27 protein-coding genes are annotated in these 24,760 nt (G+C 64.4%); 16 read left to right on the top strand and 11 right to left on the bottom strand.

All coding sequences use genetic code 11. The features are described from left to right. Window positions 1–36 precede the first annotated feature (36 nt). The 12 genes from QGV54_RS16375 to QGV54_RS16320 all read left to right on the top strand — a co-directional run bounded on the left by QGV54_RS16375 (window position 37) and on the right by QGV54_RS16320 (window position 11,838). Window positions 37–1,185, top strand: coding sequence for a hypothetical protein (locus QGV54_RS16375; RefSeq protein ID WP_281019631.1), 1,149 nt, complete (start codon window positions 37–39; stop codon window positions 1,183–1,185). A 155-nt stretch (window positions 1,186–1,340) separates the two neighbouring features. Beyond that, window positions 1,341–2,039 (top strand): GntR family transcriptional regulator, encoded by a 699-nt coding sequence (locus QGV54_RS16370; protein WP_281019632.1) that lies wholly within the window; start codon window positions 1,341–1,343, stop codon window positions 2,037–2,039. A 31-nt stretch (window positions 2,040–2,070) separates the two neighbouring features. Beyond that, window positions 2,071–3,636 (top strand): AMP-binding protein, encoded by a 1,566-nt coding sequence (locus QGV54_RS16365; RefSeq protein WP_281019633.1) that lies wholly within the window; start codon window positions 2,071–2,073, stop codon window positions 3,634–3,636. A gap of 42 nt (window positions 3,637–3,678) precedes the next feature. After that, entirely contained in the window at window positions 3,679–5,412 is a 1,734-nt protein-coding gene (locus QGV54_RS16360; RefSeq protein WP_281019634.1) for a thiamine pyrophosphate-binding protein, read from the top strand. Window positions 5,413–5,462: 50 nt separating this feature from the next. After that, window positions 5,463–6,275 (top strand): class II aldolase/adducin family protein, encoded by an 813-nt coding sequence (locus QGV54_RS16355; protein ID WP_281019635.1) that lies wholly within the window; start codon window positions 5,463–5,465, stop codon window positions 6,273–6,275. 388 nt (window positions 6,276–6,663) lie between these two features. Then, window positions 6,664–6,981: a hypothetical protein gene (locus tag QGV54_RS16350; RefSeq protein ID WP_281019636.1), complete on the top strand. Its 318-nt coding sequence runs from the start codon at window positions 6,664–6,666 to the stop codon at window positions 6,979–6,981. Window positions 6,982–7,005: 24 nt separating this feature from the next. Then, a complete protein-coding gene (locus tag QGV54_RS16345; protein ID WP_281019637.1) occupies window positions 7,006–8,277 on the top strand; it encodes an NAD(P)/FAD-dependent oxidoreductase in 1,272 nt (423 codons plus the stop codon). Window positions 8,278–8,352: 75 nt separating this feature from the next. Then, the gene (locus QGV54_RS16340) at window positions 8,353–8,724 is read left to right on the top strand and encodes a YeeE/YedE thiosulfate transporter family protein (protein ID WP_348638791.1); all 372 of its coding nucleotides are present in this window, start codon (window positions 8,353–8,355) and stop codon (window positions 8,722–8,724) included. Further along, the gene (locus tag QGV54_RS16335; protein WP_348637683.1) at window positions 8,724–9,161 is read left to right on the top strand and encodes a DUF6691 family protein; all 438 of its coding nucleotides are present in this window, start codon (window positions 8,724–8,726) and stop codon (window positions 9,159–9,161) included. The genes QGV54_RS16340 and QGV54_RS16335 overlap by 1 nt, the downstream gene beginning before the upstream one ends. Window positions 9,162–9,178: 17 nt before the next feature. Beyond that, window positions 9,179–9,790 carry a thioredoxin family protein gene (locus tag QGV54_RS16330; RefSeq protein ID WP_281019640.1) on the top strand — a complete coding sequence of 204 codons (612 nt, stop codon included), beginning with the start codon at window positions 9,179–9,181 and terminating at the stop codon, window positions 9,788–9,790. Window positions 9,791–9,804: 14 nt separating this feature from the next. Next, a complete protein-coding gene (locus QGV54_RS16325) occupies window positions 9,805–10,890 on the top strand; it encodes a YeeE/YedE family protein (RefSeq protein ID WP_281019641.1) in 1,086 nt (361 codons plus the stop codon). Further along, window positions 10,891–11,838, top strand: a complete 948-nt coding sequence (locus tag QGV54_RS16320; protein ID WP_281019642.1) for an MBL fold metallo-hydrolase — start codon at window positions 10,891–10,893, stop codon at window positions 11,836–11,838. Between the two features lie 4 nt (window positions 11,839–11,842). Here the strand turns inward: QGV54_RS16320 and QGV54_RS16315 are convergent, their stop codons facing one another. The 9 genes from QGV54_RS16315 to QGV54_RS16275 all read right to left on the bottom strand — a co-directional run bounded on the left by QGV54_RS16315 (window position 11,843) and on the right by QGV54_RS16275 (window position 19,511). Beyond that, window positions 11,843–12,739: an alpha/beta hydrolase gene (locus QGV54_RS16315; RefSeq protein WP_281019643.1), complete on the bottom strand. Its 897-nt coding sequence runs from the start codon at window positions 12,737–12,739 to the stop codon at window positions 11,843–11,845. Then, on the bottom strand, window positions 12,726–13,361 hold the full coding sequence (locus QGV54_RS16310; protein WP_281019644.1) for a cytochrome c: 636 nt from the start codon (window positions 13,359–13,361) through the stop codon (window positions 12,726–12,728). Before QGV54_RS16310 ends, QGV54_RS16315 begins: the two co-directional genes overlap by 14 nt. Further along, on the bottom strand, window positions 13,342–14,622 hold the full coding sequence (gene soxC, locus QGV54_RS16305; protein WP_281019645.1) for a sulfite dehydrogenase: 1,281 nt from the start codon (window positions 14,620–14,622) through the stop codon (window positions 13,342–13,344). Before soxC ends, QGV54_RS16310 begins: the two co-directional genes overlap by 20 nt. 67 nt (window positions 14,623–14,689) lie before the next feature. Next, entirely contained in the window at window positions 14,690–16,378 is a 1,689-nt protein-coding gene (gene soxB, locus QGV54_RS16300; protein ID WP_281019646.1) for a thiosulfohydrolase SoxB, read from the bottom strand. A 112-nt stretch (window positions 16,379–16,490) separates the two neighbouring features. After that, window positions 16,491–17,315: a sulfur oxidation c-type cytochrome SoxA gene (gene soxA, locus QGV54_RS16295; RefSeq protein ID WP_281019647.1), complete on the bottom strand. Its 825-nt coding sequence runs from the start codon at window positions 17,313–17,315 to the stop codon at window positions 16,491–16,493. Window positions 17,316–17,348: 33 nt separating this feature from the next. Beyond that, complete coding sequence (soxZ, locus tag QGV54_RS16290) at window positions 17,349–17,675, bottom strand: thiosulfate oxidation carrier complex protein SoxZ (RefSeq protein WP_281019648.1); 327 nt, start codon at window positions 17,673–17,675, stop codon at window positions 17,349–17,351. Window positions 17,676–17,693: 18 nt separating this feature from the next. Continuing rightward, on the bottom strand, window positions 17,694–18,143 hold the full coding sequence (gene soxY / locus QGV54_RS16285; protein WP_281019649.1) for a thiosulfate oxidation carrier protein SoxY: 450 nt from the start codon (window positions 18,141–18,143) through the stop codon (window positions 17,694–17,696). A 25-nt stretch (window positions 18,144–18,168) separates the two neighbouring features. Continuing rightward, window positions 18,169–18,636 carry a sulfur oxidation c-type cytochrome SoxX gene (soxX, locus tag QGV54_RS16280; protein WP_281019650.1) on the bottom strand — a complete coding sequence of 156 codons (468 nt, stop codon included), beginning with the start codon at window positions 18,634–18,636 and terminating at the stop codon, window positions 18,169–18,171. 140 nt (window positions 18,637–18,776) lie between these two features. Further along, window positions 18,777–19,511 (bottom strand): cytochrome c biogenesis protein CcdA, encoded by a 735-nt coding sequence (locus tag QGV54_RS16275; protein ID WP_281019651.1) that lies wholly within the window; start codon window positions 19,509–19,511, stop codon window positions 18,777–18,779. A 43-nt stretch (window positions 19,512–19,554) separates the two neighbouring features. Between QGV54_RS16275 and QGV54_RS16270 the strand changes: the two genes are divergently transcribed. From QGV54_RS16270 to QGV54_RS16255, 4 genes are all read left to right on the top strand, one after another. Beyond that, window positions 19,555–19,926, top strand: a complete 372-nt coding sequence (locus tag QGV54_RS16270) for a hypothetical protein (RefSeq protein ID WP_281019652.1) — start codon at window positions 19,555–19,557, stop codon at window positions 19,924–19,926. A gap of 11 nt (window positions 19,927–19,937) precedes the next feature. Continuing rightward, entirely contained in the window at window positions 19,938–20,264 is a 327-nt protein-coding gene (locus QGV54_RS16265; RefSeq protein WP_281019653.1) for a metalloregulator ArsR/SmtB family transcription factor, read from the top strand. Window positions 20,265–20,341: 77 nt separating this feature from the next. Continuing rightward, the gene (locus tag QGV54_RS16260) at window positions 20,342–20,770 is read left to right on the top strand and encodes a VOC family protein (RefSeq protein WP_281019654.1); all 429 of its coding nucleotides are present in this window, start codon (window positions 20,342–20,344) and stop codon (window positions 20,768–20,770) included. Window positions 20,771–20,918: 148 nt separating this feature from the next. Next, a complete protein-coding gene (locus QGV54_RS16255) occupies window positions 20,919–22,817 on the top strand; it encodes an asparagine synthetase B family protein (RefSeq protein ID WP_281019655.1) in 1,899 nt (632 codons plus the stop codon). Window positions 22,818–22,829: 12 nt separating this feature from the next. Here QGV54_RS16255 and QGV54_RS16250 read toward each other — a convergent pair whose 3' ends face one another. Both QGV54_RS16250 and QGV54_RS16245 read right to left on the bottom strand, forming a co-directional pair. Further along, window positions 22,830–23,684: a sulfotransferase domain-containing protein gene (locus QGV54_RS16250; protein ID WP_281019656.1), complete on the bottom strand. Its 855-nt coding sequence runs from the start codon at window positions 23,682–23,684 to the stop codon at window positions 22,830–22,832. A gap of 1 nt (window position 23,685) precedes the next feature. Continuing rightward, the gene (locus QGV54_RS16245) at window positions 23,686–24,588 is read right to left on the bottom strand and encodes a hypothetical protein (RefSeq protein WP_281019657.1); all 903 of its coding nucleotides are present in this window, start codon (window positions 24,586–24,588) and stop codon (window positions 23,686–23,688) included. Between the last annotated feature and the right edge of the window lie 172 nt (window positions 24,589–24,760).

The following is a 24,760-nucleotide window of genomic DNA, read 5'->3' as shown; positions in this document are numbered from 1 at the left end:
CTGGTCGTGAGGGCAGGATCACTCCTGACCGTCGCGATGCTCCTGCTGGTTGCCCCTGCCGCCACCGCCCTGACGCTCACGGAAGATTCCGTGTGGCCCGACACCACGATCCCGGTCTGCTGGGAGCGACCGCTCGACCGGCACATGCAGGAACGCCGACTGGCAATGAAGGCCATTCGCGCGTCCTGGGAAAAGGAAAGCGCGCTGGTCTTCACCGGCTGGGGACGCTGCCGGTCGGACAGTCAGGGCATTCGCATCTTCATTGGCCGGGCGCATCCGCATGCCAAGGCGCGCGGACGCCATGTGAACGGTATGGCCAATGGTGTCGTACTGCCGGAACTGTGGACGCTGGCCGCCCTGTCGATCAACGTCAAGGCACCGGTCCACGAGTTCGGGCATGCCCTGGGCTTCGGGCACGAGTTCGCCCGCCCCGATGATGCGGTGCCGGAGGAATGCCAGGTGATCCGCAATCCCGCCGGTCGATATACCGAAGGGGACATGCCGCTGACCGCCTATGATCCCGACTCGATCATGGTTGGCTGCGCCGGAACGGCCCTGCACGACCTCTCCCTCGGCGTACCCCTGCTGAGTGCCGCCGACATCTACGGGCTGGTGTCGGTCTACGGGTCGGCGCCTGAGAATATCCTGGATGAGGACGAGGACGGCGACCGCTTTGGTGCTGCACTGGCCCTTGGTGATGTCGATGGCGACGGCATTGATGATCTGGCCGTTGGCGCACCGGGGGAGGATGGCGGAAGGGGCGCGGTCTACATCTATCGCGGTGACCCGTTCCAGGGGTTCCGCCCGCTGGCCCGGATCGCCCCCGAGCTGCCGGTGCCGGGTGCGGTGAGCGGTTGGGGCGGGGGGCTATCCTTCGGGCAGCCTGCCGCAGATGCCCGCCGCCCGCTGCATGTGGTGGCCGCAAACGGGATACGGACGAACGTCCTGTTCCATCCGGCGGAGGGCGGTGTGCGTGCCGAGATGCGTGCATCGCATGGCCCGGCGGACCGGGGCACGACCGTGGCCATCGTCGATGCCGACCTGGACGGTGATGGCGTCCCGGACCGTATTACCGGCATGCCGGACGCCCTGATCGGGGCGGTCCGCTCAGGTGCCGTTCTGGTTGAGCGCGGCGGGGCGGGTGATGCCCTGCGGTTCTGGTACCGGATGGGCCAGTCGTTCTGAAGGCGGTCACCTTCAGCACCTTCCCGCAGGCACGCGCCAGCATCTGCTCCCCGAAAGGCCGCTTGAGGCGAATACGACTCTCGCCTGTCGGAGCGCTTGACGAAGCGGCAGTTCATGATATTGTATTCTGAATTCAGAGTTCAGGATGCGAAGACATGAAGCCGCTTGTCACCCAACCCAATCTGGCCCAGCAGGTCTATGAGGCCATCGTCGACGAGATCTGTGACGGCCACCTGCTGGCGGGTGCCCATCTGGTGCAGGAGGATCTGGCGGAGCGGCTTGGCGTTTCACGGCAGCCGATCCAGCAGGCCATGGCGCTGCTGAAGGCCGACGGGCTGGTGGTGGAGATCGGCCGGCGCGGCTTGCAGGTGACGCCGCTGGACCTGGATATGATGCGCCACCACTACGACATCCGCGCCGTCCTTGATGGGCTGGCCGTTCGCATGTCCGCCACCCGTGCATCGGGTGATCCGGTGATTGGCCGGGCCATCGCGGCGCAGGGGCAGGAAATCCTGCAGCGCGGCGCGGCGGCGGTGGCGAAGGGCGCGGTGGGGGAGCAGGTCCGCGAGGACGAAGCCTTCCACACCATGCTCTACGAGCATTCCGGCAACCCCCTGCTGGCCCGGGCTGCAGAGCCGCACTGGCGCTATCTGCGCCGGGCGATGGGCGAGGTGCTGCGCCATGCCGAGCCGCCGCGCGAGATCTGGCGTCAGCATGGCGAGATCCTCGATGCGGTCGCGGCAGGTGACGCTGATCGCGCGGAAGAACTGGCCGTCGCACACGACCTGCGCGCCGCGAAAACGCTGGACGCGGCCCTGGCCAACCGCAACGCCGCCGCAGCGGCCGGCGGCTGAGCCCCCCCCATTCAAACCAGGGAGCACTGCCTTGACCTCTCAGATGCAGACCATTGGTGAACTGCTGGCCACCCAGGCGCGACTGCAGCCCGAGCGCCTGGGCGCACGTGACCTGGAACGGGAACTGACGTTCGGGCAGTGGAACGCGCGTGCCTGCCGGCTGGCCAACGGATTGCTCGGCCTTGGTCTCCGGCCCGGAGACCGCGTCGCCGTGCTGGCCTACAACCGTGTGGAATGGGCGGAGATCTATGTGGCGGTGGCCAAGGCGGGACTGATCGCCGTGCCCGTGAACTTCCGGCTCGTCGGCCCCGAGGTACGATTCATCTGCGCGAACTGCGGCGTCTCGGCAGTGATCGCCGAAGCCAGCCTGGCTCATGTCATCGACGGGATCCGCGCCGGGCTTCCCGTCCGTGATGATCGCTTCATCCTCATAGGAGATCAGCACCAGGCTCCCGGATGGTCGGACTACGAGGCACTGATCGAAAGCGCCGGGTCCGCTGATCCGGAGGTGCAGGTGTCGCCGGATGATCCCTGGTGCCTGATGTATACCTCCGGTACCACGGGCAACCCCAAGGGCGCGATCCGCAGCCATCGTGGCATGTTCATGCTGGCGCTCATGACCCAGGTGGAGCTTGGTCTCGACCGCAACGACGATGCCTTGCTGGTCATGCCCATGTGCCACGCCAACTCCCTCAATTTCTTCACCGCCTTCCTGTCCATCGGGGCGACGGTCACGATCTTCTCCCGCGCCAACTTCGATCCGCGCCTGTGCCTGCAGACCATCGGCAGCATGGGCATCACCTTCTCGTCGCTGGTGCCGACGCACTTCACCATGATGCTGGAGGTGCCGGAGCAGCAGCGGGACGCAGCGGACTTCGCGCAGGTGAAGAAGCTGATGGTTTCCTCCGCCCCTGCACGGGCGGAGACCAAGCGCGCGGTCATGGAGATGTTCCCGAACTCCGGCCTGTTCGAACTCTACGGTTCGACGGAGGCCGGTTGGGTTACCATGCTGCATCCGGATGAACAGTTCGATCACCTGGGCACCGTCGGACGCGAAGTGGTCGGCTCCGCGCCCATCCGCCTGCTCGACGATGATGGCGACGAGGTTCCCGACGGGCAGCCGGGGGAGCTCTATTCCTGCGGTCCCTATGCCTTCGACGGCTACTGGAACCTGCCGGAAAAGACGGCAGAGGCATTCCGGGGCGACTATCTGTCGGTCGGTGACATGGCCCTGCGGGATCCTGACGGCTTCATTCGCCTGATCGATCGCAAGAAGAACATGATCATTTCAGGCGGGGAGAACGTCTACCCGTCCGAGGTCGAGACGGCGCTCGCTGCGCATCCCGATGTCCGGGACGTGGCGGTGGTCGGGTGCCCGGATGCCAAGTGGGGCGAAAGGGTGGAGGCGGCGGTCGTCCTGCGGGATGGCGCGGCGCTCACAGCCGAGGACCTGATTGCCTGGTCGCGGAAGAGCCTTGCCGGATACAAGCGCCCCCGTGCCGTGACCTTCCTGGATGCGGACGCCATGCCGCGCAATGCCACCGGCAAGATCCTGCATCGCGTCCTCAAGGACATGCTGATCGCCCGCGCATCCTGACGCCCGCGATCCCGAAAGACAGAACACCGAGGAGGAAACCCCATGACCGAGAGTCAGGATCTGAATGACGACCCGTTGAGTGTCGCTGCATGGATCGCCCGGGCCCTTGTGGCGCGCGGCGTGGAACGGGTCTTTGGCCTGCAGGGCGGGCACATCCAGCCGATCTGGGACCATATCGCCCGGCAGGGTATCCAGATCATCGATGTGCGAGACGAGGGCGCGGCGGTCCACATGGCCCATGCGCATGCCGAACTGACCGGTGGTCTGGGCGTGGCGATGGCCACTGCCGGTCCGGGCGTGACCAACTGCGTGACCGGGATTGCCAACGCCGCGCTGGCGCGTGCGCCGGTGCTGCTGATCGGCGGCTGTACCTCGACGCGGCAGGCCAACATGGGACCGCTGCAGGACATCCCGCATGTGGATATCATGCGCCCCGTGACGCGCTATGCCCGTACCGCGCGGGTCGCCGACCAGGTGCTACGGGAGCTTGACGAGGCCATTGCCCGTGCCACCGGCGACATGGGGGAACCGGGGCCGTCATATCTGGAGGTGCCGACCGATGTGCTGCGCACCCATGTGCCGGAGAATCTCGTCACTTCGGACTGGCTCGCGCGGAAACCGGCCCGACGCCCGGCACCGGACCCTGCGCTGATCGACGCGGCGGTGGAGACCATCCGTGGCGCGCGCCGCCCGCTGGTGGTCAGCGGACGCGGTGCGCGGGGCGCGGGGGCGGCGCTGGAACGCTTCCTCGATGCCACCGACGCGCTCTACCTCGATACCCAGGAGAGTCGGGGGCTGGTGTCGTCCGACCACCGGGCCGTGGTCGGGGCGGTGCGCGCCGCTGCCATGGCGCAGGCGGACCTGGTCATCACCGTGGGGCGGAAGCTGGACTACCAGCTCGGCTTCGGTTCGCCCGCCGTTTTCCCTGATGCGCGGTTCCTGCGCATCGCGGATACCACGGGCGAACTGGTCGACAACCGCCGGGGCACGCCGGAGATCCTGGCCGGGGTGGATCTGGCGCTCGAGGCGCTGGCCGTCGCCCTGGGCAATGATGCCGGGGCGCGGGACGCGGACTGGGCGGACGGGTTGCGCGCGAAACATCGCGACCGTCTGCAGAAGGGCGCATCCGGTCCGGTGCCGCAGACCGGCGCGGATGGTGCCGTCCATCCCATGGCGATCTTCGACGCACTGGATCAGGTGGTGGACCCGGACTACATCGGGGTGGCGGACGGGGGGGACCTGCTCAGCTTCGCCCGTGTCGGGCTGACGACGCGCACCTATCTGGACGCCGGCACCTTCGGCTGCCTCGGCGTCGGCGTGCCCTTCGCCATTGCGGCGGCCCTGGCCTGTCCCGACCGCCAGGTCATCTCCGTCAATGGTGACGGTGCCTACGGCATCAACGCCATGGAGATCGATACGGCGGTCCGGCATGGAGCGAAGGCTGTCTTCATCGTCTCCAACAACGCCGCCTGGAACATCGAGCGCCATGACCAGCACGTGAACTATGGCGGGCGCATCACCGGCACCATCCTGCGCCACTCGGACTATGCGGGCATGGCCCGTGCGCTGGGGGCTCACGGGGAACGTGTCGAGGACTCGGCCGACCTGGTGGAGGCGATCCGCCGGGGCATCGCCAACGCGCCCGCCGTCATCGATGTCGTGACCTCCCGCGAGGCGGTCTCGTCGGACGCCCAGAAGGGGCTGGGCTTCGTGCCTGACTATCAGCCCCTGTTCGCCTGGGACGATGCGGAGCGCAAGCGCCGCAATCTGGGCTGATGCTCAGCCCGTGCTAGAGTTCGCAATCATCACGTCGTCAAGGATCCGAAATGCTCGATCTCCAGAACCGCACCTCCATCTATCAGCCCAGCCAGCCGGGGCTGAAGTTCCCTGAGGAACCCAAGTTCAATTCGAACGAGGAACTGCGCCTCGACCGCAAGAAGCGGCTGGTTGCGGCCTGCCACGCGTTCTCCCAGCTGCAGTACAACTTCGGCTTTGCCGGGCACCTGACGATCAGGGACCCGGAGCACCCCGAACTCTACTGGACCAATCCGATGGCGGTGCACTTCGACCGGGTTTCGCTGTCAAACCTGATCCTGGTGGACCACTCGGGCAAGGTGATCGAAGGCGATTACGCCGTGAACCGGGCGGGCTTCGTCCTGCACGGCGCGGTGCATGAGGAACATCCGGACATCCTGGCCATGTGCCATGCCCATACGATCCATGGAACGGCCTTTGCCGCACTCGGGCGACCGCTGGACCCGATCACCCAGGATGCCTGCGCCTTCTTCGAGGACCATGTGGTGATCAAAGACGAGGCCGGTCATGTTGCGGTCGATGAAGACGCGGGTCCGAAGGTCTCGCGGGCCTTCAAGGGCGTGAAGGCGGCGATCCATCAGAATCACGGCCTGATCACGGCGAGCCGCCACAGCATTGATTCCGCCGCCTTCTGGTTCATTGCGCTGGAGCGGTGCTGCCAGCAGCAGCTCCTGGTGGAAGCGACCGGCCACAAGCCGGTGCATGTTCCGGTGGAAAGCGCCCGCTACAGCCGGGAGCACGTGGGCAGCGAATATATCGGCTGGCTGCACTTCCAGCCGATATACGAGCAGTTGGTCGAGAGCCGGCCGGACATGTTCAGCTAGATCGGTCCGTCGGGTGGCGGACGCGATGCGGGTCGCCTGCGCGCCCTAGATATTCAATTTACTGAATTTTCTGCTGTGTTGTGAACTCTCTCTGTCATTTGATTGGCAGGGAAGGTTTGCGCATGCGCCGGTCATCCGGCCAACGGTCCGGCAAGCCTTCCTCGCCTTTGCCGCGATGGTACAGGATGGACGGGCCTTTTTCAGCCGGTATCCCGCTATCGGCCATTGCTGCGCCGGTCTTCCGGTTCGGCGCACATCATCACCCGCCCCAAGGGCCTGACCCGCTTGACCCAGCGAAAGGCGACGGTCGAGAATCCGGATTTTCCATTGACACGGTGTGAAATACGACCGCAAATATTCGAAAATATGAATTTATGGGAGGATGTCCATGCTTGCCTTGCGGCGGACCGCCAATGCAGGCGTTTCCGCGCTTTGTCTGATGGCTTCCGGCGCAGTCGCGGGTGATGCCGCCTATGGCGAATATCTGTCAGGCGAATGCGTTGCCTGCCACCAGAAGTCCGGTGCCGATGACGGTATTCCCTCCATCGTCGGTTGGGACGCGGTCAGTTTTGTCGCTGTCATGCTGTCCTACAAGCAGGGCGGGCGCGACAGCGAGGTGATGGTGAATGTCGCACAGTCACTGGACCTCGAGCAGATCGAAGCGCTGGCCGCCCATTTCGCGACAATCGAACACCAGGAAGAGTGAAGCAATCGGACAGGGAGAAGACAGATGGGCATGACGCGCAGGCAGTTTACCAGGATGGCAGGCGCCGTGGCGCTGGCTTCCGCCGCTCCGCTGGGTTTCGTTCATGGCGCGGCGCGGCCGAAGGTCGTCGTGATCGGTGGCGGTGCCGGCGGCGCGACGGCAGCGCGCTACATCGCCAAGGACTCGAAGGGAGCCGTCGACGTCACGCTGATCGAGCCGACGCGGATGTACTACACCTGCTTCTTCTCCAACCTCTACATCGGCGGCTTCCGGGATCTGGCCTCCATCGGCCACACCTACGGGAAACTCGCCAGCGACTATGGCATCAACGTCGTGCACGACTGGGCAACCGGCGTGGACCGCGCCGGCAAGACGGTGTCCCTGTCCAGCGGCGTCAGCGTTCCCTACGACGCGCTGGTGGTTTCCCCGGGCATCGACTTCAAGTACGAGACCCTGCCCGGCTATTCGGTGGAGGCTGCCGGCCGCATGCCCCATGCCTACAAGGCCGGCACGCAGACGGCCCTGCTGAAGAGTCAGATCAACGCCATGCCCGCAGGCGGCACCTTCATGATGGTGGCTCCGCCGAACCCCTACCGGTGCCCCCCCGGACCCTACGAGCGGGTCTCCATGGTGGCCCACGTGCTGAAGCAGACGAACCCGACGGCCAAGATCCTGATCATTGACCCGAAGACCAAGTTCTCCAAGGGTGGCCTGTTCTCCGAGGGCTGGGAGAAACATTACCCCGGCATGGTCGAGTGGATCGGCGGTGACGTCCATGGCGGCATCAGGTCGGTGAACGCCGCGGAGATGTCGGTGGAGACCGACTTCGATACCTTCAGGGGTGACGTGGTGAACGTGATCCCGGCGCAGAAGGCCGGTCATATCGCCGAGGTCGCAGGTCTGACCGACGCCAGTGGCTGGTGTCCGATCGTCCCCGCAACCATGCAGTCGCGCATGGACCCGAGCATCTATGTGCTGGGCGACGCGACCGTGAACGGGGACATGCCGAAGTCCGGCTTCTCCGCCAACAGCCAGGCCAAGGTCTGTGCCATGGCCGTGCGCCATGCCCTGACGGGTTCGAAGATGTTCCCGGCGCGGTTCCGCAACACCTGCTGGTCGCTCATCGAGACCAATGATGGTGTCAAGGTTGGCGCGAACTACGAGGCGACGGACGAGAAGATTGCCGGCACGGGCGGTTTCATCTCCCAGACGGGTGAGTCCGCCGACCTGCGCAAGAAGACGTATGAGGAGTCGGTTGGCTGGTACCAGGGTATCACCACCGACATGTTTGGCTGACAGGAGGTTCAACTGACCGAGTTCACACCTTTGTCTGCATTGGCAGGCGGTGCCCTGATCGGCGCCGCCGCCGTCATGCTGCTGGCGCTGAATGGCCGTATTGCGGGCATCAGCGGCATCGTCAAGGGACTGCTGCCGCCGGAGGGCGCGACGGACGCGGCGTGGCGCATCTGCTTTGTCGTCGGCATGGTCGTCGCGCCCTGGCTGGTCGGGTCCGTGACGGGTGAAATCGCGGTTCCCGCAGTTCCCGGCAACGGACTCTGGATGGCTGTGGCGGGGGTGGTCGTGGGTGTCGGTACTGCGCTCGGCGGCGGCTGCACGAGTGGTCACGGAGTATGCGGCATGGCGCGCCTTTCGGGCCGCTCCATCGTCGCCACCCTGACCTTCATGGCGACAGGCGTGATCACGGTCTTCGTTGTGCGCCACCTGTTGGGGTGGGGGTCATGATGCGGGCACTGGCAGGACTTCTCGCAGGACTGGTCTTCGGACTTGGTCTGGTCATTTCCGGCATGTCGAACCCGGCGAAGGTGCTCAACTTCCTCGATATCACAGGCACCTGGGACCCGAGCCTGATCTTCGTCATGGGGGGTGCGCTGGTTGTGACCTTCATCGGATTCAGGTTGGTGCTCGGCATGTCCGGACCGGTTCTGGACACGCAGTTCCATCTGCCCACCCGTTCGGACCTCGACATGCCGCTGGTCGCCGGCGCGGCGCTGTTCGGCATCGGCTGGGGGATCGGCGGCTATTGTCCCGGGCCTGCCGTCACCTCCGCGACCCTGGGCGGATGGCCCACGCTCGCATTCCTGGGCGGCATGATCGCTGGCATGATCGCGGTGCGGATCCTGCAGCCACGGTCGCTGTCACCCGCCACCATCGTCAGATAGACAACAGGGGTATCATCATGATCAGCCGACGCAGTTTCACGACCGGTGCCCTGGCGCTCGGCACCCTGCCGCTGCTCTCGTCTGCGGCTCCGGCAGCCGTGGAAATCGGTGACAATGGCCTGCACCTTCAGGACTGGTTCCTGGACAGCTTTCTGGACCTGAACGAAGACCTCGTCACTGCCGCCGGTGAAGGGCGCCATCTGGCCGTGATCTTCGAACAGCGCGGCTGTCCCTACTGCAGGCAGATGCACGAGGTGAACCTGGAGGATGCGCGGGTCACCAGCTACCTGAGACAGCACTTCGACATCCTGCAACTGGACCTGCGGGGCAGTCGTGCCGTCACGGATTTCGACGGTGAGGAGATGGAGGAGCGGGAGCTGGCGCGGCGCTGGCGGGTCAATTTCACGCCGACGATCGTCTTCTTCCCGGCCGATCCTGCCGCAGTCGCCGGGATGAACGGGCGGGAAGCGGAGATCGCGCGCATGCCGGGCTATTTCCGTCCGCTGCCATTCCTGTCGATGTTCGAATACATCGCCGAAGGCCATTACGCCGAACAGGACTTCCAGCGCTATCTGCGTGACCGCTTCGCGCAACTGCGTGAGGCCGGCACGGACCCCGAGAACTGGTAGGCGTGAAAGGTGCGATGGAGATCGAACCCCATATCCTGATGGCACTGTGCGGCTTTGGTCTCGGAACCATTGCCGGACTTGCCGCACGCGGGGCCGACTTCTGCACCTATCGCGCCATCGAGGACTGGTGGGTCACCGGCAGCAACACGCGGCTGCGCACCTGGGCGCTGTCCATCGTCGTGGCGATGGTCGTGGTGCAGGCACTGTTCGCCGCCGACATGGCCCGTATCGGTGACAGCTTCTATCTCGCGCCCTCGCTTGGCTGGGGCGGTGCCATCGCGGGTGGCCTGCTGTTCGGCTGGGGCATGGCGATGGTCGGTACCTGCGGCTTCGGCATTCTGGTGCGGCTGGGCAGCGGCGACATGCGGGCGGTGCTGATGTTCCTGACCCTGGGCCTGTCGGCCTACATGGCCGCGCGCGGGCTGACGGCGCTCGGGCGTGTCTACGCGCTGGAGCCGCTGCGCCTGGACATGGAAGCCAGCGGCGGGCAGGGGCTGGGTCATCTGCTGGGGGCGGCAACAGGCACGGCGCCCGGCAGTGCCGGAATCGTTATCGCCCTGGTCCTGGCTGCGGTCGTCCTGTTCTGGTGTTTCAGGGACGCGGCATTCCGTGGCTCCGGCTACAGCATCCTGTCGGGCGTGGCTGTCGGCCTGGCGGTTGCGGGCGGCTTCGCGGCGACAGGCATCCTCGGAAACGATGATTTCGACCCGCAGCGCGTCGAGTCCCTGACCTATGTGCTGCCGCCGGGGGAGACGATCCAGTACCTGCTGACCTTCACCGGCGCGGAGATCAACTTCGGCATCGGCGTGACGCTCGGAACCATCTTCGGGGCCGTCATCACGACCGCCACGCGCATGGGATTCCACTTTGAGGTCTATGACGACGCCAGAGAGATGCGGCGCCACCTGCTCGGCGCGTTCCTGATGGGCTTCGGGGGTGTGGCTGCGATGGGCTGCACCGTCGGACAGGGCGTTTCCGGCATGTCGACACTGGCTGTCAGCGCACCGCTCGCGCTCGCCTCGATATTCGCGGGTGCCGTGCTTGGCATCCGCTATCTGATGACCGGCAGTCTGCTGGGCAGGGGAGATCAGGAGGTCTGAATGAGACTATTGGCAATGGCGGCCGGACTGGCGCTGCTGGGTGGCACCGCACTGGCGAACGAGAATATTCCCGACCAGTACCCCCAGTCGCTGCTCTACAGCCCGCCGGTGGAGGTCATTCCGCATGTCTGGTCGGCCATCGGGGCGACAGCACCGCCGACATACGAGAACGCGGGTCACAACAACAACCTCTCCTTCATCGTGACCGGTGACGGTGTCGTCGTCGTGAACGGCAGTGGCAGCTACCTGCTGGCGAAGGCCCTGCATGACGAGATCCGCCGGATCACCGACCAGCCCGTGAAACTGGTGATCGACGAGAACGGTCAGGGCCACGCCATGCTCGGCAACTGCTACTGGTCGGAGCAGGGCGTCCCGATCCTGGCGCATGAGGACGCGGCGGCGGAGTTCGAGGAATTTGGCGCGCAGATCATCGAAGGCGCCCGCACCCGCCTGAAGGAACGGGCTGAAGGCACGTGCCTGCGCGGCCCCGACGAGACCTTCAGTGACCGGAAGGTCATCGAGATGGGGGATTTCACCATCGAGGTGCTGTATCTTGGCCCGGCCCATTCACCGGGCGACACCCAGGTCTGGCTGCCGAAGCAGAAACTGGTGATCGCGGGCGACATGGCCTTCCACGAGCGCCTGTTGCCGATCTTCGACCACACTGACACGGCCGGCTGGGTCGAGACCTGGCCCCTGTTCGAGGCGCTGGGCGCGACCTACGTCATCCCCGGCCACGGTCATCCCACCAACTACGCCCAGGTGCGCCGCTACACCCACGACTATCTGGTCTACCTGCGCGGCAAGATCGGTGAGGTCATTGACGCCGGCAAGGGGCTGGAGGACAGCTACTACGTCGACCAGTCCCCCTACGCCCACCTCCACACCTACGACCAGCTCGCCACCCGCAACGCGGGCCGGGTGTTCGAGGCGATGGAGTTCGAGTGAGGGGCTATTCCGCGATGAACTCGGCGATCAGGTCGGCGGTGTCCTCGGCATAGAAGTCGAGGAAGAAGTGGTCGGCGTCCTCGATCAGTTCGAAGCGGACCCGGTCGCCGTCGGTGATGGCGGTCATGCGTTCCGGGACTTCGGGGACCGTGGTGTCGACCGACCCGGCAATGACCATGACGGGCATCGGCAGGGTAGCGACGATGGACGGGGTGTCGTGGTCGGCAAAACTGCCACCGAGGTAGGAGCGGATTGCCGCCGGAGTGGCCTTCGTGTCGCGGCAATAGACGATACCGGGCACATCGATCAGGTCTGCGTCCCGGTCAGCGAGAGCCAGGACAGCGGCGCGGTCGGCGCGATAGCGTGCGCGATAGCGCCGGTCGCGTTCGGCGTCGTCATGGCCGACGGCGGGGGCGATGGGGATCAGTTTCCCGACCATGTCAGGGTGGGCGCGGGCGAACAGGGCGACCTGGTTGCCGCCCCGGCTGTGACCGGCGACCATGATGTGCTGATGCCCCTCTGCCCTGAGCCACCGGGCCCAGGCGGCCAGTTCATCCACCGCTTCCTCGTGGGTATGGCGGAAGGGGACGGTGCAGTCATAGGGACCTTCGCGGCGATCGATGCCGAGGGTCAGGCTGGGGGCGAGGCTGGAGATTCCGCGCTCCGCCAGCAGTTCCTGCAGCGTGTCGATCAGTTCCTGGTCCTTGTCGGCCAGGGTGCCATGCAGCAGCAGGATGACCGGGGCATCCGCCGTTGCCTCGTCCGCTTCGACCCAGTCGGCCAGCGCGGTGAGGGGGCCGATCTTCTGCGCGACGGTGACCGGTTCCGCCGCCTGGGCGGTCCAGCCGAGCAGCAGTGCTGCCGCGGCGCCGGTCAGGACACGGCGGTCAATCCTCTTCATGGTCGGGCGTCACGTCGAGCACGCGGGCGCGCATGGTCACGGTCACGTCGGTCTTGCAGTTCGACATGCAGGGCGCGCCGTCGGCCAGCGACGGCGTGTCGGGACGCGAGTCCTCGATGAAACCGTTCTCGTTCGGCAGGCGCACGTCGGTGAAGTTCTCCTGCGACAGCACGAATTCGTCGTCCACCAGGTCGTTGGCATAGAGCAGGAACGCGGTGACGGCATAGACCTCGTCCGGCGTCATGGACTGCGCGTCACCGAAGGGCATGGCCCGGTTCACATAGTCCCAGACGGTCGACAGATAGGGCCAGTAGGAGCCGATGGTCTTCACCGGGCGATCCGAGCGCAGGGTCTCGAACCCGCCTGAGAGCACCGGCCAGCGATCCACCCCCTCCGCGAAATCGCCATGGCAGGCCGCACAGCGTTCGGAAAAGATGGTCTCCCCATCCTCCACCGATCCCTGTCCGGGGGGCAGGCCCATGCCGTCGGGGCGCACGTCGATGTCCCAGGCCGCAATTTCCTCTGCGGTGGCCGGGCGTCCGAGGTCGTCGGCCAGTACGACCGCCGGAGAAGCGGCAAGCAGGCCTGCGGTCAGCACCGACCTAAGAAGAAACTTCGACATTCTCTGCCTCCCCGTTGGAGCGCACCAGCCAGGTCTGGATACCATTGTTGTGGTAGATCGAATTCTCGCCGCGCACGGCCCGAAGCTGGTTCTTGGTGGGCTGCACGTAGCCGGTGGAATCGATGGCGCGGCTCTGCAGCAGCAACTCGCGCCCGTCCCAGTCGAAGTCGACGTAGAAGCGGTGTGCCGACTTGTCGAAGCTTGGACCGTCCAGGCGCGCGGTCTGCCAGTTGGCGCCGCCATCCATGGAGACGTCCACCCGCTGGATGGTGCCGCGCCCCGACCAGGCGAGGCCGGTGATGACATTGCGGCCCTTCGCGGTCAGCGGGGCCTGCGGGCTGGGGTTGGTGATGACCGACTTGCAGTCCATCTGCCAGGTGAAGCGCCGCGCCTTGCCGTTGGCCAGCAGGTCCGTGTACTTGGAGGTCTCTTCCCGGTGGTGCCAGGGCATGTCGCCGACCTCGATCCGGCGCAGCCACTTGATCCACATATTGCCTTCCCAACCCGGCACGACCAGACGCATCGGATAGCCCTGTTCGGGGCGCAGCGCCTCACCATTCATCTTCCAGGCGATCATGCAGTCGTCCAGCGCCTTTTCCATGGGGATGGAGCGGGTCATGGCAGAGGCATCCGCCCCCTCCGGCAGCAGCCACTTCGCATTCGGCTTCAGGCCGCAGTGTGCCAGCACATCCTTCAGCATGACGCCGGTGTACATGACGTTGTGGATCATGCCGTGGGTGAACTGGCAGCCGTTCAGCTGTGCGCCGCGCCACTCCATGCCGGAATTGGCGGCGCACTCCAGGAAGTAGACCCGGTTGGTGCGCGGGAAGCGCTTGATCTCGTCGACGGTGAAGATCAGGTCCTTTTCCACCAGCCCGTGGATGATCAGGCGGTGATCCGCCGGGTCGATCTCGGCGATGCCGCCATGGTGCCGTTCGAACGCCAGGCCGTTGGGCGTGATGATGCCGTCAAGTTCATGCAGCGGCGTGAAGTTGACGGAGCTGACGGGATCGGCGGTCAGCCAGGGCACACTGCGGCGCACCACATGCGCCTCGTACTCGGACGGCATGCCATAGGGGCGTGCATCGACACCGTCCCCCAGATAGCGCGACCAGTCCGGGATATTGGGTGGCAGATTCTCCGGATTTGATGCCCGGGCGGCGGTGCCGCCGACGACCGCGCCTGCACCCAGCGCAGCCGCTCCGGTCAGGAACCTGCGTCGGGACGGGACCGCGACGGATTTGCTGTCATTCTGGCTCATCATCAGACCTCGTGACTTCCCGTATTCTCGTGATTTATCATATTCGTATTATTGAATATGTCGAGTATCAACCGCCCACCAGGCGCACATTGTCGTGGGGCTCCGCAGTGACCGTGCCATGAGCCTGGATGTGGGCGCCCACGATGTCCCAGATCGGTGGTCCCTCCGTGCCCTCATTGACGCTGGCCCAGCCCGCGACCGCATATTCACGCTTCGGATCGATCGGCGCGCCGGTCCGCAACAGGGTCATGTCACCGATGCGGCTGCCGATCTCCTGCGCCGGGTCGATGGTGAAGCCCATGCCACCGACGCGAACCATGTCGCCACCCTGCTGATAGTAGGGGTCGGGGTTGAACAGGTTGTCGGCCACGTCTTCCAGGATCGTCTTCAGCAACTCACCGCTCATCGGTGTGCGGTAGGTCGCCGGATAGGTGATCGAGGTCATGTTGTGCACGTCCTCGACCGTGATGTCCTGGCCGGGCAGCAGCGACGCGCCCCAGCGGAATCCCGGCGAGAGCGCGATCTCCGCATCCCGCTGCTCCATCAGCGCATCACAGATCACGTCGTCGAAGGTGCCGTTCAGGTTGCCGCGCCGATAGAGGGTGGAACCGGTCTGGCCGAGAACGGTTTCCAGTTCCGCCTTGTAGGGCGCGCGGATCTCCGTGATCAGGTCCGTCATCTCGGGATCCGGCGTGATGACGTCGGAGAAGACGGGGATCAGCTTGTAGCGATAGCCCTTCATTTCCCCGTCCCGGACGTCGAGGTCGAGGCGGGAAAGGAACTTGCCGTGACTGCCGCTGGCGATCAGCAGTGTCCGGTTCACCTTCACGGCTGCGGGCAGGGCGTCATGGGTATGGCCGGTGAGCACGATGTCGATGCCATTGACCCGGCTGGCCAGTTTGCGATCAACGTCGAAGCCGTTGTGCGACAGCAGCACGACCAGATCGGCACCGTCGGCGCGGGCCGCATCGACACGTTCCTGCACCAGCGCTTCGCGAATGCCGAAGGACCAGTCCGGGATCATGTAGCGGGGGTTGGCGACCGGCGTGTAGGGGAAAGCCTGGCCAATGACGGCGATCTTCGCGCCGCCGCGCTCGAACGTGGTGGTGGCCTCGAAGACGGGTTCCTCCCACTCCGTATCCACCACATTGCCGGCGATGAAACCGAAGTCGAGCTGGGACACCAGTTCCTCGACCCGGTCTGTGCCGTAGGTGAATTCCCAGTGCGCGGTCATCGCATCGGTGCCCAGCGCATTCATGACGCGCACCATGTCCTCGCCCCGGGTGCGGTAGCTGGTCAGCGAGCCCTGCCAGGTATCGCCGCCGTCGAAGAACAGGGTCTTCCCGGGCCGCTCGGCGCGGATCGCCTTGATCAGGGTAGCCAGCCGGTCCATGCCGCCGACACGGCCATAGGTGCGGGCAAGCGCGGAGAAATCCTGGTCGGTCAGCGCGTAGGCACCGGATGTACCCGGATCGATGCCGTACTTCTGCAGAAAGGCCTTGCCGGTGACGTGCGGCGGCAGTCCGGCGAAATCTCCGACCCCGATGTTGACCGTCGGCTCACGGAAATAGACGGGCATCAGCTGGGCGTGGCAGTCGGTGATGTGCAGCAGCGTGACGTTGCCCAGCGGATCGAACTGCAGCAGGTCGTCCTGGGTCAGCGCCTGCTGTGCGGCAAGGCGTGTCCAGCTTGAACCCGCGCCGATCAGGGTGCCGGCGGCGATGCCCATCTGGATGAATTCGCGACGTGAGATCATGGCAATACCTGGATGTCGAGAGGGCTGAGACAGGAAGGGCTCCGAATCGCATTCGATCCGGAGCCCTCAAGAGGTGGTCGGCGCAGCTTTGTGCCGACCGCGGGGAAGAAGGCTACTGACGGACCGCGGGTGACTCGACCGGCAGGTTCTGACCGCGCCACGCCACATAGAGCTCCAGCGCCACGAACTCGTCCGATCCGACATCAAAGGGCTTGGCACGGATGTTCTTCATGCAGCCCTTGAAGCGGCGATGCACGGAGCCGAGCTTCTGCCATTTCAGGCGATAGGTCGGAAAGCCGTTGATCTGGCCCTGGCTGAGCATGTCGGCGCGGATGTTCTTGCCGTAATTGTCCTCGTGACAGTTGGCGCAGGACATGTCGAGCTGACCGACACGGGTGTAATAGATGTCCTTGCCCTTCTCGAACCAGGGGGTCATCTGACCGTCGGTCTTCACCGCAACCGGCATGCCGCGGGACTGGCTGGCAACATAGGCGGCCATGCCAAGCATCTCGTCCGACTCCCAGCCCCATTCATCGGCCTGCATCCGCTCGGTGCGGCAGTCATTGACCTGCTGCTGCAGCGTCATCGGCTTGCCCTTGGCCTCGTTCCACTTCGGGTAGGAAGCCTTGACGCCCTTCATGCTCGTGGTCGCATCGCCATGGCAGTCCGCACACGACTTGCCCGCCGCGCCATCGGCGGTCGACCAGAGTTCCTCACCCGCATCGACCCAGATGTATGCCGGATTGTCGAAATCATCGTCCTGCAGCATCTGGGTTTCCTTGTTGCGGAACTCATAGCCGGAGATGATCTTCTCGAGCGGATGGTTTTCGGCCGTGGGCTTCACGCCTTTCAGCTTGTCGGTATCCAGTTCGGCGTGCGCCGGCATCGCCAGCGTCGCCATCAGAATCACCGCGCCTGCGGTCAGGATCTTCTTCATGTTGTTTCCTCCCTGAACAGTCCGGACCGGTCTTCAGCCGATCTTGAGCTTGGACTTCGTGGTGTAGACGGAGCCGTCATCATCCACCCAGGTGAAGGTGAACTCCCCCGGACCCGGCACTTTCATGGTGAACTCCAGGAACGGATTGGCGGAGATCGCCGGATCGATATCGACAGCGAAGATCTGCTGGCCCTCGAACTCGGCGGTGAACTTGTTGATGATCTGCCGCGGGATCAGGTTGCCGTCCTTGCCCTTGCGCAGGCCGGATTCCATCTTGTGCGAGATCAGGGTCTTGATGGTGATGACCTCGCCCACCGTGGCGGTCTTCGGAACCTTCACGCGGGGTTTTGACTTTGCCATTTCCTGGTTCTCCCCTGATCAGCCGCCGCAGCCGCCGATGGTGACCTTCACGGCAGCCTTGGCCATGTGATAGGTCCCGTCGGACAGCTCGGCGATTGCGATGATGTTCTGTGTCTTTGCCAGGCGCATGCGGGTGTTGGCCTCGGCGGAGCCGCTCAACGGGCTGAAGTGCATGGTGGCAACGGCGGGACGCGGATTGCCGTCAGCCAGAATGCGTACCCGCTTGACGTAGTTGTCGGCAGTCATCGGGCTGTCGATGCTGACGCCGATCGGCACGGTATTGCCGTTCTCCGCGATCTCCGGTGCCGTCAGTGAAACGACATCGTCTTCCATGACTGTCGCACCGCCGGTGAAGGCCTTGATTTCCTCATCAGTGGTGTTGGCGAGCGCGCCGCCCCTGAAGGGCGTGAGGGTGACAAACAGGGCACCTGCGCCCAATGCCAGCGCTTCTCTGCGATTGAGTTTCATGGCTGAAACCTCCTTCGGGCTGTGGCTATTCCTTGAGGGTCGAGACATAGGCGATGATGTCCTCGACCTGCTGTGCAGTCAGGATCGTCGTGCCCGCGAACTTCTTGGCCGTACGGGTGCCGGTCCTGTCGCTGTAGAAGGCAGGCATGATCGTCTGGTCACCGAAAATCTTCTTCGGGTTGGAGATGATCGCGCGCAGCTGGGCCGGTTCCCAGCGGTCGCCGGCACCATCCAGGGTGGGGCCGACTTCACCGTGAAACGGTTCCGAGGCCTGATCCGCGTTCTGGTGACAGGCCAGGCAGTTGCCCAGCTTGCGGTTGGCAAACCAGTCACGGCCCGCGGCAACATCGCCGGGTGTGCCGGTCAGTGATTTCTCGACCGCGAACTCATCGTTCACCATCACCTGCGATGGCGCCGTGACCTCACCGGCCACGGCCGAAACCGTGAACGCGCCGGCTGCAAGCGCCGAAATGACATAGACGGATGCTTTCACTTGTCCCTCCCTGATCCCGGGTAACCGTATGGATCGGTCACTCCGCTTCTTGTTGCTTATGTCTTCAGGAATACGCGAACGGCGGAATGAAATCAAAATAAATATTGCAATATTTGAATGTGCAATCCGTAACCGTCGGATCAGCCTGCGCCCCCGAGTGCGGGAAACATTTCCTGCATCCAGAAACCAAGCTCGTTCATCGATCCGGTCATGATCAGGAATCCGGTGACGATCAGCAGACCGCCCATCATCTTCTCCACCAGTCCGAGGTTCTTTCGGAACCGGGCCATGAAGCCGAGGAACGCGGAGGAGAATATCGCCGCCAGCAGGAAGGGGATGCCGATACCTGCCGCATAGGCGGCGAGCAGAAGCGCGCCGCGTGACATCGAGTCCTCGGCCCCGGCCATGAACAGGATTCCGGCCAGCACCGGACCGACGCAGGGCGTCCACCCGAAGGCGAACGCCAGGCCTACGAAATAGGCGCCCAGCCAACCTGCCCTGGTGCCGCCGGCATGGTAGCGGACTTCCCGGAACAACAGGCCGATGCGGAAGATTCCCATGAAGTGCGCCCCCATGAGGATCAGCACGACGCCAGCCACGATCGCAAGAATGCCGAAATATTCGGATACGGCGCTGCCGATGGTGCTGGCTGTCGCACCCAGGGCGACGAACACGGTGGAAAAGCCGAGCACGAAGAGGATTGCCTTGGCGATGATCTGGCGGCGGTCGACCGTGTCGGTGCCGCTGCTGAGCTGTTCGAAGCTTATTCCAGCAAGATAGCAGAGGTATGGTGGTACCAGCGGCAGAACGCAGGGTGAGAGGAAGGAAAGCAGCCCTGCCAGCAGCGCGCCGCTGATCGTGATATCGAATTCCATCACACCATTTGCCCAAATATTCCAGTTATCCTATGTATGGCGCATGAAAGCACTGCTTGCGTCAATTGTGTTGTTTGCCGGTCTGCTGGTCGCCCCCCTGTCCCACGCGGGTGAACCACGGACTGCGCTCGTGATGTTCGAGCAGCAGAACTGCGAATGGTGCGCGGCCTGGTTCAGTGAGATCGGGCCCATCTACCCCCTGACAGCAGAGGGCAAACGCGCGCCGATCCGCCGCGTGGACATTCACGATCCCATGCCCGATGACTTGGCTCATATTGAAGGATCGCGATTCACCCCTACCTTCGTGCTGATACACAACGGGCAGGAGGTCGGACGCATTCGCGGCTACCCGGGCGAGGATTTCTTCTGGGGACTGCTGGACCAGTTGATGCAGAGACTGCCGCCACAAGGCTGAAGGGATTGTCAATGTCGATTGTCAGCCTGCTGAAGCAGGAAGATGACACGGATGCTCTGATGGAGAATGCCCGCCGGGCCGCTGCCTTCCTGAAGGCCATCGGGCACGAGAGCCGCCTGGTGATTCTGTGCACACTCGCCGAAGGCGAGAAGTCCGTCGGCGAGTTGGAGAAGCTGCTGAAACAGCGCCAGGCCGGTGTCTCCCAGCAACTTGCCCGGCTGCGGTCGGAAGGTCTCGTCAAGGCCCGGCGCGACGGCAAGATGGTCTATTATTCGCTGTCCAGTGACGAGGCCCGTGCGGTTGTCGGAATCGTCTACCAGATGTTCTGCGCCAGGTAGGTATCACGCAGTACGGCTTCCGCTGAACCGCCCGCATGCTGTAGCCTGCCGGACCGCCGCAAAGATGGAGACCGTCCGTGACCGAAGCGCCCCTCAGCCCGTTCCATCTCGCCTTCCCGGTTCATGACCTGGCGGCAGCCCGCAGCTTCTACGGTGACCTGCTCGGCTGTCCGGAGGGGCGCAGTTCCGATGACTGGATCGACTTCAACTTCTACGGCCACCAGATCGTGGCGCATCTGGCGCCGGACGAGACCGGGGAAGCGGCGACCAATGCCGTTGACGGGCACGGCGTGCCGGTGCGGCACTTCGGCGTTGTCCTGCCGATGGACCAGTGGAAGGCCGTGGCGGAGAAGCTGCAGGGCGCGGGCGTCGACTTCGTCATCGATCCCTACATTCGCTTCAGGGGCGAACCGGGCGAGCAGGCAACCATGTTCTTCAAGGATCCCAGCGGCAACGCCGTCGAGATGAAGGCTTTCGCCGATATCGGCAAGCTGTTTGCGAAGTAGTCCGCGATCCTGGCGCGTGCGCCGGGCTTGAGAAGCATACCCGCAAGCGCCATAAGAGCCTGAGCCGTCCGGGAGCGTCTCTGGCGTTCCCGGTCGGCCGCGGGACGTGATGCTGCCGTCCCGGCGAAAGGTAGCGACGGAGACATTGATGATCGGCCTTTATGCGCTGTGGCACGACCCGGATGCGGTGCAATCCCGCGCCGCCGCGTTCGCGCCCGCTTTCAGGGTCGGTGAGGTTCTGCCGCGTGCGACGGTGCACAATGGTGCACTGGTCTGTGACGGCTACGCCGGGCCGGGTCGGGAACCGGCCAGGACGCCCGATGGTTCGGTGGTGCTGCTCTACGGCTTCATCGAGAACCGGGCCCGTTGCCGCGCGGAACTTGGTGTGGAGGCGCCCGGCGATGACGCGATCTATGCCGCCGGCTATGCCCGCTGGGGGGAGGATGTGGATCAGCGTCTGACCGGCGAATACGCGACCATCCTGGTCGAGGCGCATGGCAAGCGTGTACGGATCGCCCGCAGTCCGATCAAGTCGCCCGCCCTCTATTTCAGGCGGGACAGGGATCGGCTGATCGCGACAACCGCCGTGCAGGCAATCTTCAGTACCGGCGAGATCGCGCGGGAACTGGACGAGCAGAAGATCGCCGACACGCTCTATCTGAACTACAGGGAGGAACGGCGGGCCTGGTTCAGGGGGGTGACAAGGTTGCCCCGCGGCACCCGGGCGTGGTTCACGCCGGACGGCGTCACCGAGACCTGCTTCTTTCGGATCGAGGACATTCCGCCGGTTCGCCTGAAACGCGACAGTGACTATGTCGAAGCCGCCGATGCCCTCTTTCGGGAGGCGACGGAAGCAGCGCTGGAGGGTTTCGAGCGCCCGGCTGTCAGTCTCTCGGGGGGACTGGATTCTCAGGCTGTCGCGGCATACACGATGCTCGGGCGACCGGGGCAGCCCCTGTTGTCATTCACATCGGTGCCAGAGCCAGGTTGGGTTCCGCCGAACCCGGACGCCATGGTGAACGAACGCCCGCATGTCGAGGCGCTGGCAGCGATGTACCCCGAACTTCGTCCGGCCTGGATCACCTCCGGGGACCGCGACCTTTCCCATTTTCAGCGCGAGCTGTTCGAAACGGCAATGACCGCGCCGCGCAACGGCGCGAACCTGCACTGGGTGCACGACGTGCGGGCGGCGGCCAGGGAAGCCGGTGCCGATGTTCACCTGACCGGCAACATGGGCAACCTCACCTTCAGCTATCATGGCCGCGGCATGCTGCAGGACCTGCTCCGGCAGGCGCGGCTGGTGCGTCTGGCCAGGGAACTCTGGCACGGCGGCCCGGTCGGCAAGCTGCCGCTGCGCGTTGCACGGGAATCGGTCCTGCCATTCCTGCCGGCAGGCCTGCAGCGGCGAATTCGGCGCCGGTTCGGCAAGCTGGAGGAATCGCCGTTCGATACCTGGTCACCGCTCAATGCAGAGTTCGCGAGGGACATGGCTGTCGAAAGCCGTGCGCGGCAGCTTGGGTTCGATCCGGATTTTTCTCCCGTGACTTCGGTACTTGATTTCCGCACGAGGTCTTCGGGAAATGCGGCAAACGAAACCGGGGACATGTCCTATGCGCTTGATCGGCTGCACGGTATTCCCAGTCGTGATCCGACACGCTACCGCGCGCTGCTGGAGTACTGTTTCGCCATCCCCACGGAGCAGTACCTGAACCTGGGTCGCAGCCGCTGGCTCGCCCGTCGGATGCTGCGGGGCAAGGTGCCCGCGATGGTGCTCGACGAACGGCGGAAGGGCCGTCAGGCCGCTGACTGGGCAAGCCGGGTGCGTCCTCGGCGGGACGCCATCCTCTCGGAGCTGGAGTGGCTTTCCACGGATCCACTGGTCTCCAGGTACCTGGATTTCGACCGGCTCCAGGAAGCCGTGCGAAACATGCCGGCCGATGATCGCGACATCAGTGAAGCTGACGACAGGACTCTCAACCTTGCCCTCAGCCGGGGCCTGACCACCGCCCGCTTTGTCCGGTTCATCAACGGACGCAACGATATCTGATCCGCAATGTGTTCAGACCGGCTTTCCCGTTTGATCGAGATAGCCGAACCGCTGCATCACCGTGCCATGATCCCTGATGATGCGTGACACCTGGCCTTCGTTCAGGCTCGTGCGCCAGTCACCGGCCTGTCCCTTGCGGAAGAACCGCTCGGCACGCGCGGGACGTTCGCGAAACCCTGACTGGGCCTCCTGGGCCGCCACAACCTCGAACTGGCTGAAGGCGATGGCCCGCCCAAGCCGCTCCTCATCCTGCTCCATATCCAGAAACCTCACGACCTTGCCAAAGGTCCCGACGGGGTCTGCATGCATGTCCTCGTAACGCAGGGTCAGGAGATTCAGGTCCGGTGCATCGACCCAGCTGGTCACATGGTGCGACCAGGTCCCCATGAACTGCAGCAACTGATCCGACAGCGCCCGGTCGGACCGGGCCAGCGCATAGTCAGGGTTGGCCATATGGCTGATCGCATCGTCGATGCTGCAACCACGGTGATTGGCGTAGGAGGGGGCGACATCCAGTGGGTTGCGGATAACGTAGATCGCCCCGCGGGTTGCCACATCATCGACAAGCGGGCGACCGGACACCGTGATGCGATAGGCATCATGAATCTTGTGGAAGCCTGTCTCGGCCTCGGTGCTGGTCCAGCGATAGACCTCCGGCCGAAGGTTCTCGATCTCATCCTGCCTCAGATCCGCCGTATCGAAGCCGCAGACATCATCGACCCATATGCGGCTCGAAGCGATCATGCCGGTATTCAGTTCGTTGATGTCGCACGGCTGTCCTTCGTCCCTCCTGTAGTTCATCAGGAACGTCCGCAGCCAGGTGTTTCCTGACTTGGGATAGGATGCCAGCCAGAAAATCCCGCTCATCTCAGCCGTGTTCCCGGGCGTCTGCAAGCAGATGGTCCATCAGGCTCTCGATATCGAAACCGGCCTTGGGCCGGATGATCTTTGCCATGTGCACCTTGCCGGCCAGTTCTCCACAGCGTTGCAGATGTTCCGGCCGCAGGGCCATGCCTTCCATGAACCGGCGCCGGTACGTGTTGTCCCGCAGGGGCCGGAAGCGGTTCATTCCGGTGATCGGCTCGATCTCGATCCCGCTTCTGTTCGAACTCCCGAGCATGTAGATCCAGCGCACTGGCAGAGGGGTGTCCTGGAACCTCTCTGTGATCGGAAGACTGAACTTGTTCAGGTCCGGTCGCACACGGACCTTTCCCGTGACATCAATGCCAAGTTTCTGCGTCGTGTCCTGCCAGATCTTCAGGCGGGGGAATCCCGGCACGGCTGCACAATTGGCATCGATCGGTACGACGTCATCCGCCAGGATCCGGTGGCCACGTTGCATCAGCGCCGTGGCAAGGGTCGATTTGCCCGAACCGGAAGGACCGACACAGACAAGGCACTTGCCATCTACCTCTATCGCATTGCCATGCAGCAGCAGATATCCGCGCTGGAAGAGCAGGGCGCCGAGCGCCGAGCCCAGCAGGAAGACGCGCACCGAGGCCTCGTCGATACCGGGCTCGGGCGCGATCCGGATCTCCCGCCCCAGCCGGACCGAGTAGCGTGCGATGCCGGGAACCATCAGCCAGAAACAGTCGTCGTTCACCCAGACGAAAGGCGAGATCTGCCTGCCGCTGTTCAACTCGCTGTCCGGTATCGGGGCATGGGAGACATGGACATCCGCATTGCCGTCACCGACGGCTGCGGACTGGAGTTCCGGCAGCGGGAATTCCGAAGAAATGGTCAGCCCGTAGGCCCGGTAGTCATGATGCATGGCTCATCCACTGCATTCCTGTGCTGCACCGTCACGGCTCGGTGCCGGACGTCGGCTCTGGTTCCCTGTGGGCCGGTCGTGTCAGATGCCTGACTGCCGTTGTCGCCTGCGCCCGGTAGCTGTCCTAGCCTGTCAGGCCCTGCCGGTACAGTCCCCCCGGGACATTCGATCG

Source organism: Minwuia sp. IMCC3060 (assembly GCF_029909435.1).
GTDB lineage: Bacteria > Pseudomonadota > Alphaproteobacteria > Minwuiales > Minwuiaceae > Minwuia.
Note: the sequence above shows the minus strand (reverse complement) of the source record. Positions and strands in the feature narration are given on the sequence as shown.

Bases quoted from the DNA above. Each gene is read 5' to 3' on its own strand.
- QGV54_RS16375 (WP_281019631.1), top strand. From the start codon at position 37: ATGCTCCTGCTGGTTGCCCCTGCCGCCACCGCCCTGACGCTCACGGAA.
- QGV54_RS16370 (WP_281019632.1), top strand. From the start codon at position 1,341: ATGAAGCCGCTTGTCACCCAACCCAATCTGGCCCAGCAGGTCTATGAG.
- QGV54_RS16360 (WP_281019634.1), top strand. From the start codon at position 3,679: ATGACCGAGAGTCAGGATCTGAATGACGACCCGTTGAGTGTCGCTGCA.
- QGV54_RS16355 (WP_281019635.1), top strand. From the start codon at position 5,463: ATGCTCGATCTCCAGAACCGCACCTCCATCTATCAGCCCAGCCAGCCG.
- QGV54_RS16350 (WP_281019636.1), top strand. From the start codon at position 6,664: ATGCTTGCCTTGCGGCGGACCGCCAATGCAGGCGTTTCCGCGCTTTGT.
- QGV54_RS16345 (WP_281019637.1), top strand. From the start codon at position 7,006: ATGGGCATGACGCGCAGGCAGTTTACCAGGATGGCAGGCGCCGTGGCG.
- QGV54_RS16340 (WP_348638791.1), top strand. From the start codon at position 8,353: ATGCTGCTGGCGCTGAATGGCCGTATTGCGGGCATCAGCGGCATCGTC.
- QGV54_RS16335 (WP_348637683.1), top strand. From the start codon at position 8,724: ATGCGGGCACTGGCAGGACTTCTCGCAGGACTGGTCTTCGGACTTGGT.
- QGV54_RS16330 (WP_281019640.1), top strand. From the start codon at position 9,179: ATGATCAGCCGACGCAGTTTCACGACCGGTGCCCTGGCGCTCGGCACC.
- QGV54_RS16325 (WP_281019641.1), top strand. From the start codon at position 9,805: ATGGAGATCGAACCCCATATCCTGATGGCACTGTGCGGCTTTGGTCTC.
- QGV54_RS16320 (WP_281019642.1), top strand. From the start codon at position 10,891: ATGAGACTATTGGCAATGGCGGCCGGACTGGCGCTGCTGGGTGGCACC.
- QGV54_RS16315 (WP_281019643.1), bottom strand. From the start codon at position 12,739: ATGAAGAGGATTGACCGCCGTGTCCTGACCGGCGCCGCGGCAGCACTG.
- QGV54_RS16310 (WP_281019644.1), bottom strand. From the start codon at position 13,361: ATGTCGAAGTTTCTTCTTAGGTCGGTGCTGACCGCAGGCCTGCTTGCC.
- soxC (WP_281019645.1), bottom strand. From the start codon at position 14,622: ATGAGCCAGAATGACAGCAAATCCGTCGCGGTCCCGTCCCGACGCAGG.
- soxB (WP_281019646.1), bottom strand. From the start codon at position 16,378: ATGATCTCACGTCGCGAATTCATCCAGATGGGCATCGCCGCCGGCACC.
- soxA (WP_281019647.1), bottom strand. From the start codon at position 17,315: ATGAAGAAGATCCTGACCGCAGGCGCGGTGATTCTGATGGCGACGCTG.
- soxZ (WP_281019648.1), bottom strand. From the start codon at position 17,675: ATGGCAAAGTCAAAACCCCGCGTGAAGGTTCCGAAGACCGCCACGGTG.
- soxY (WP_281019649.1), bottom strand. From the start codon at position 18,143: ATGAAACTCAATCGCAGAGAAGCGCTGGCATTGGGCGCAGGTGCCCTG.
- QGV54_RS16275 (WP_281019651.1), bottom strand. From the start codon at position 19,511: ATGGAATTCGATATCACGATCAGCGGCGCGCTGCTGGCAGGGCTGCTT.
- QGV54_RS16270 (WP_281019652.1), top strand. From the start codon at position 19,555: ATGAAAGCACTGCTTGCGTCAATTGTGTTGTTTGCCGGTCTGCTGGTC.
- QGV54_RS16265 (WP_281019653.1), top strand. From the start codon at position 19,938: ATGTCGATTGTCAGCCTGCTGAAGCAGGAAGATGACACGGATGCTCTG.
- QGV54_RS16255 (WP_281019655.1), top strand. From the start codon at position 20,919: ATGATCGGCCTTTATGCGCTGTGGCACGACCCGGATGCGGTGCAATCC.
- QGV54_RS16250 (WP_281019656.1), bottom strand. From the start codon at position 23,684: ATGAGCGGGATTTTCTGGCTGGCATCCTATCCCAAGTCAGGAAACACC.
- QGV54_RS16245 (WP_281019657.1), bottom strand. From the start codon at position 24,588: ATGCATCATGACTACCGGGCCTACGGGCTGACCATTTCTTCGGAATTC.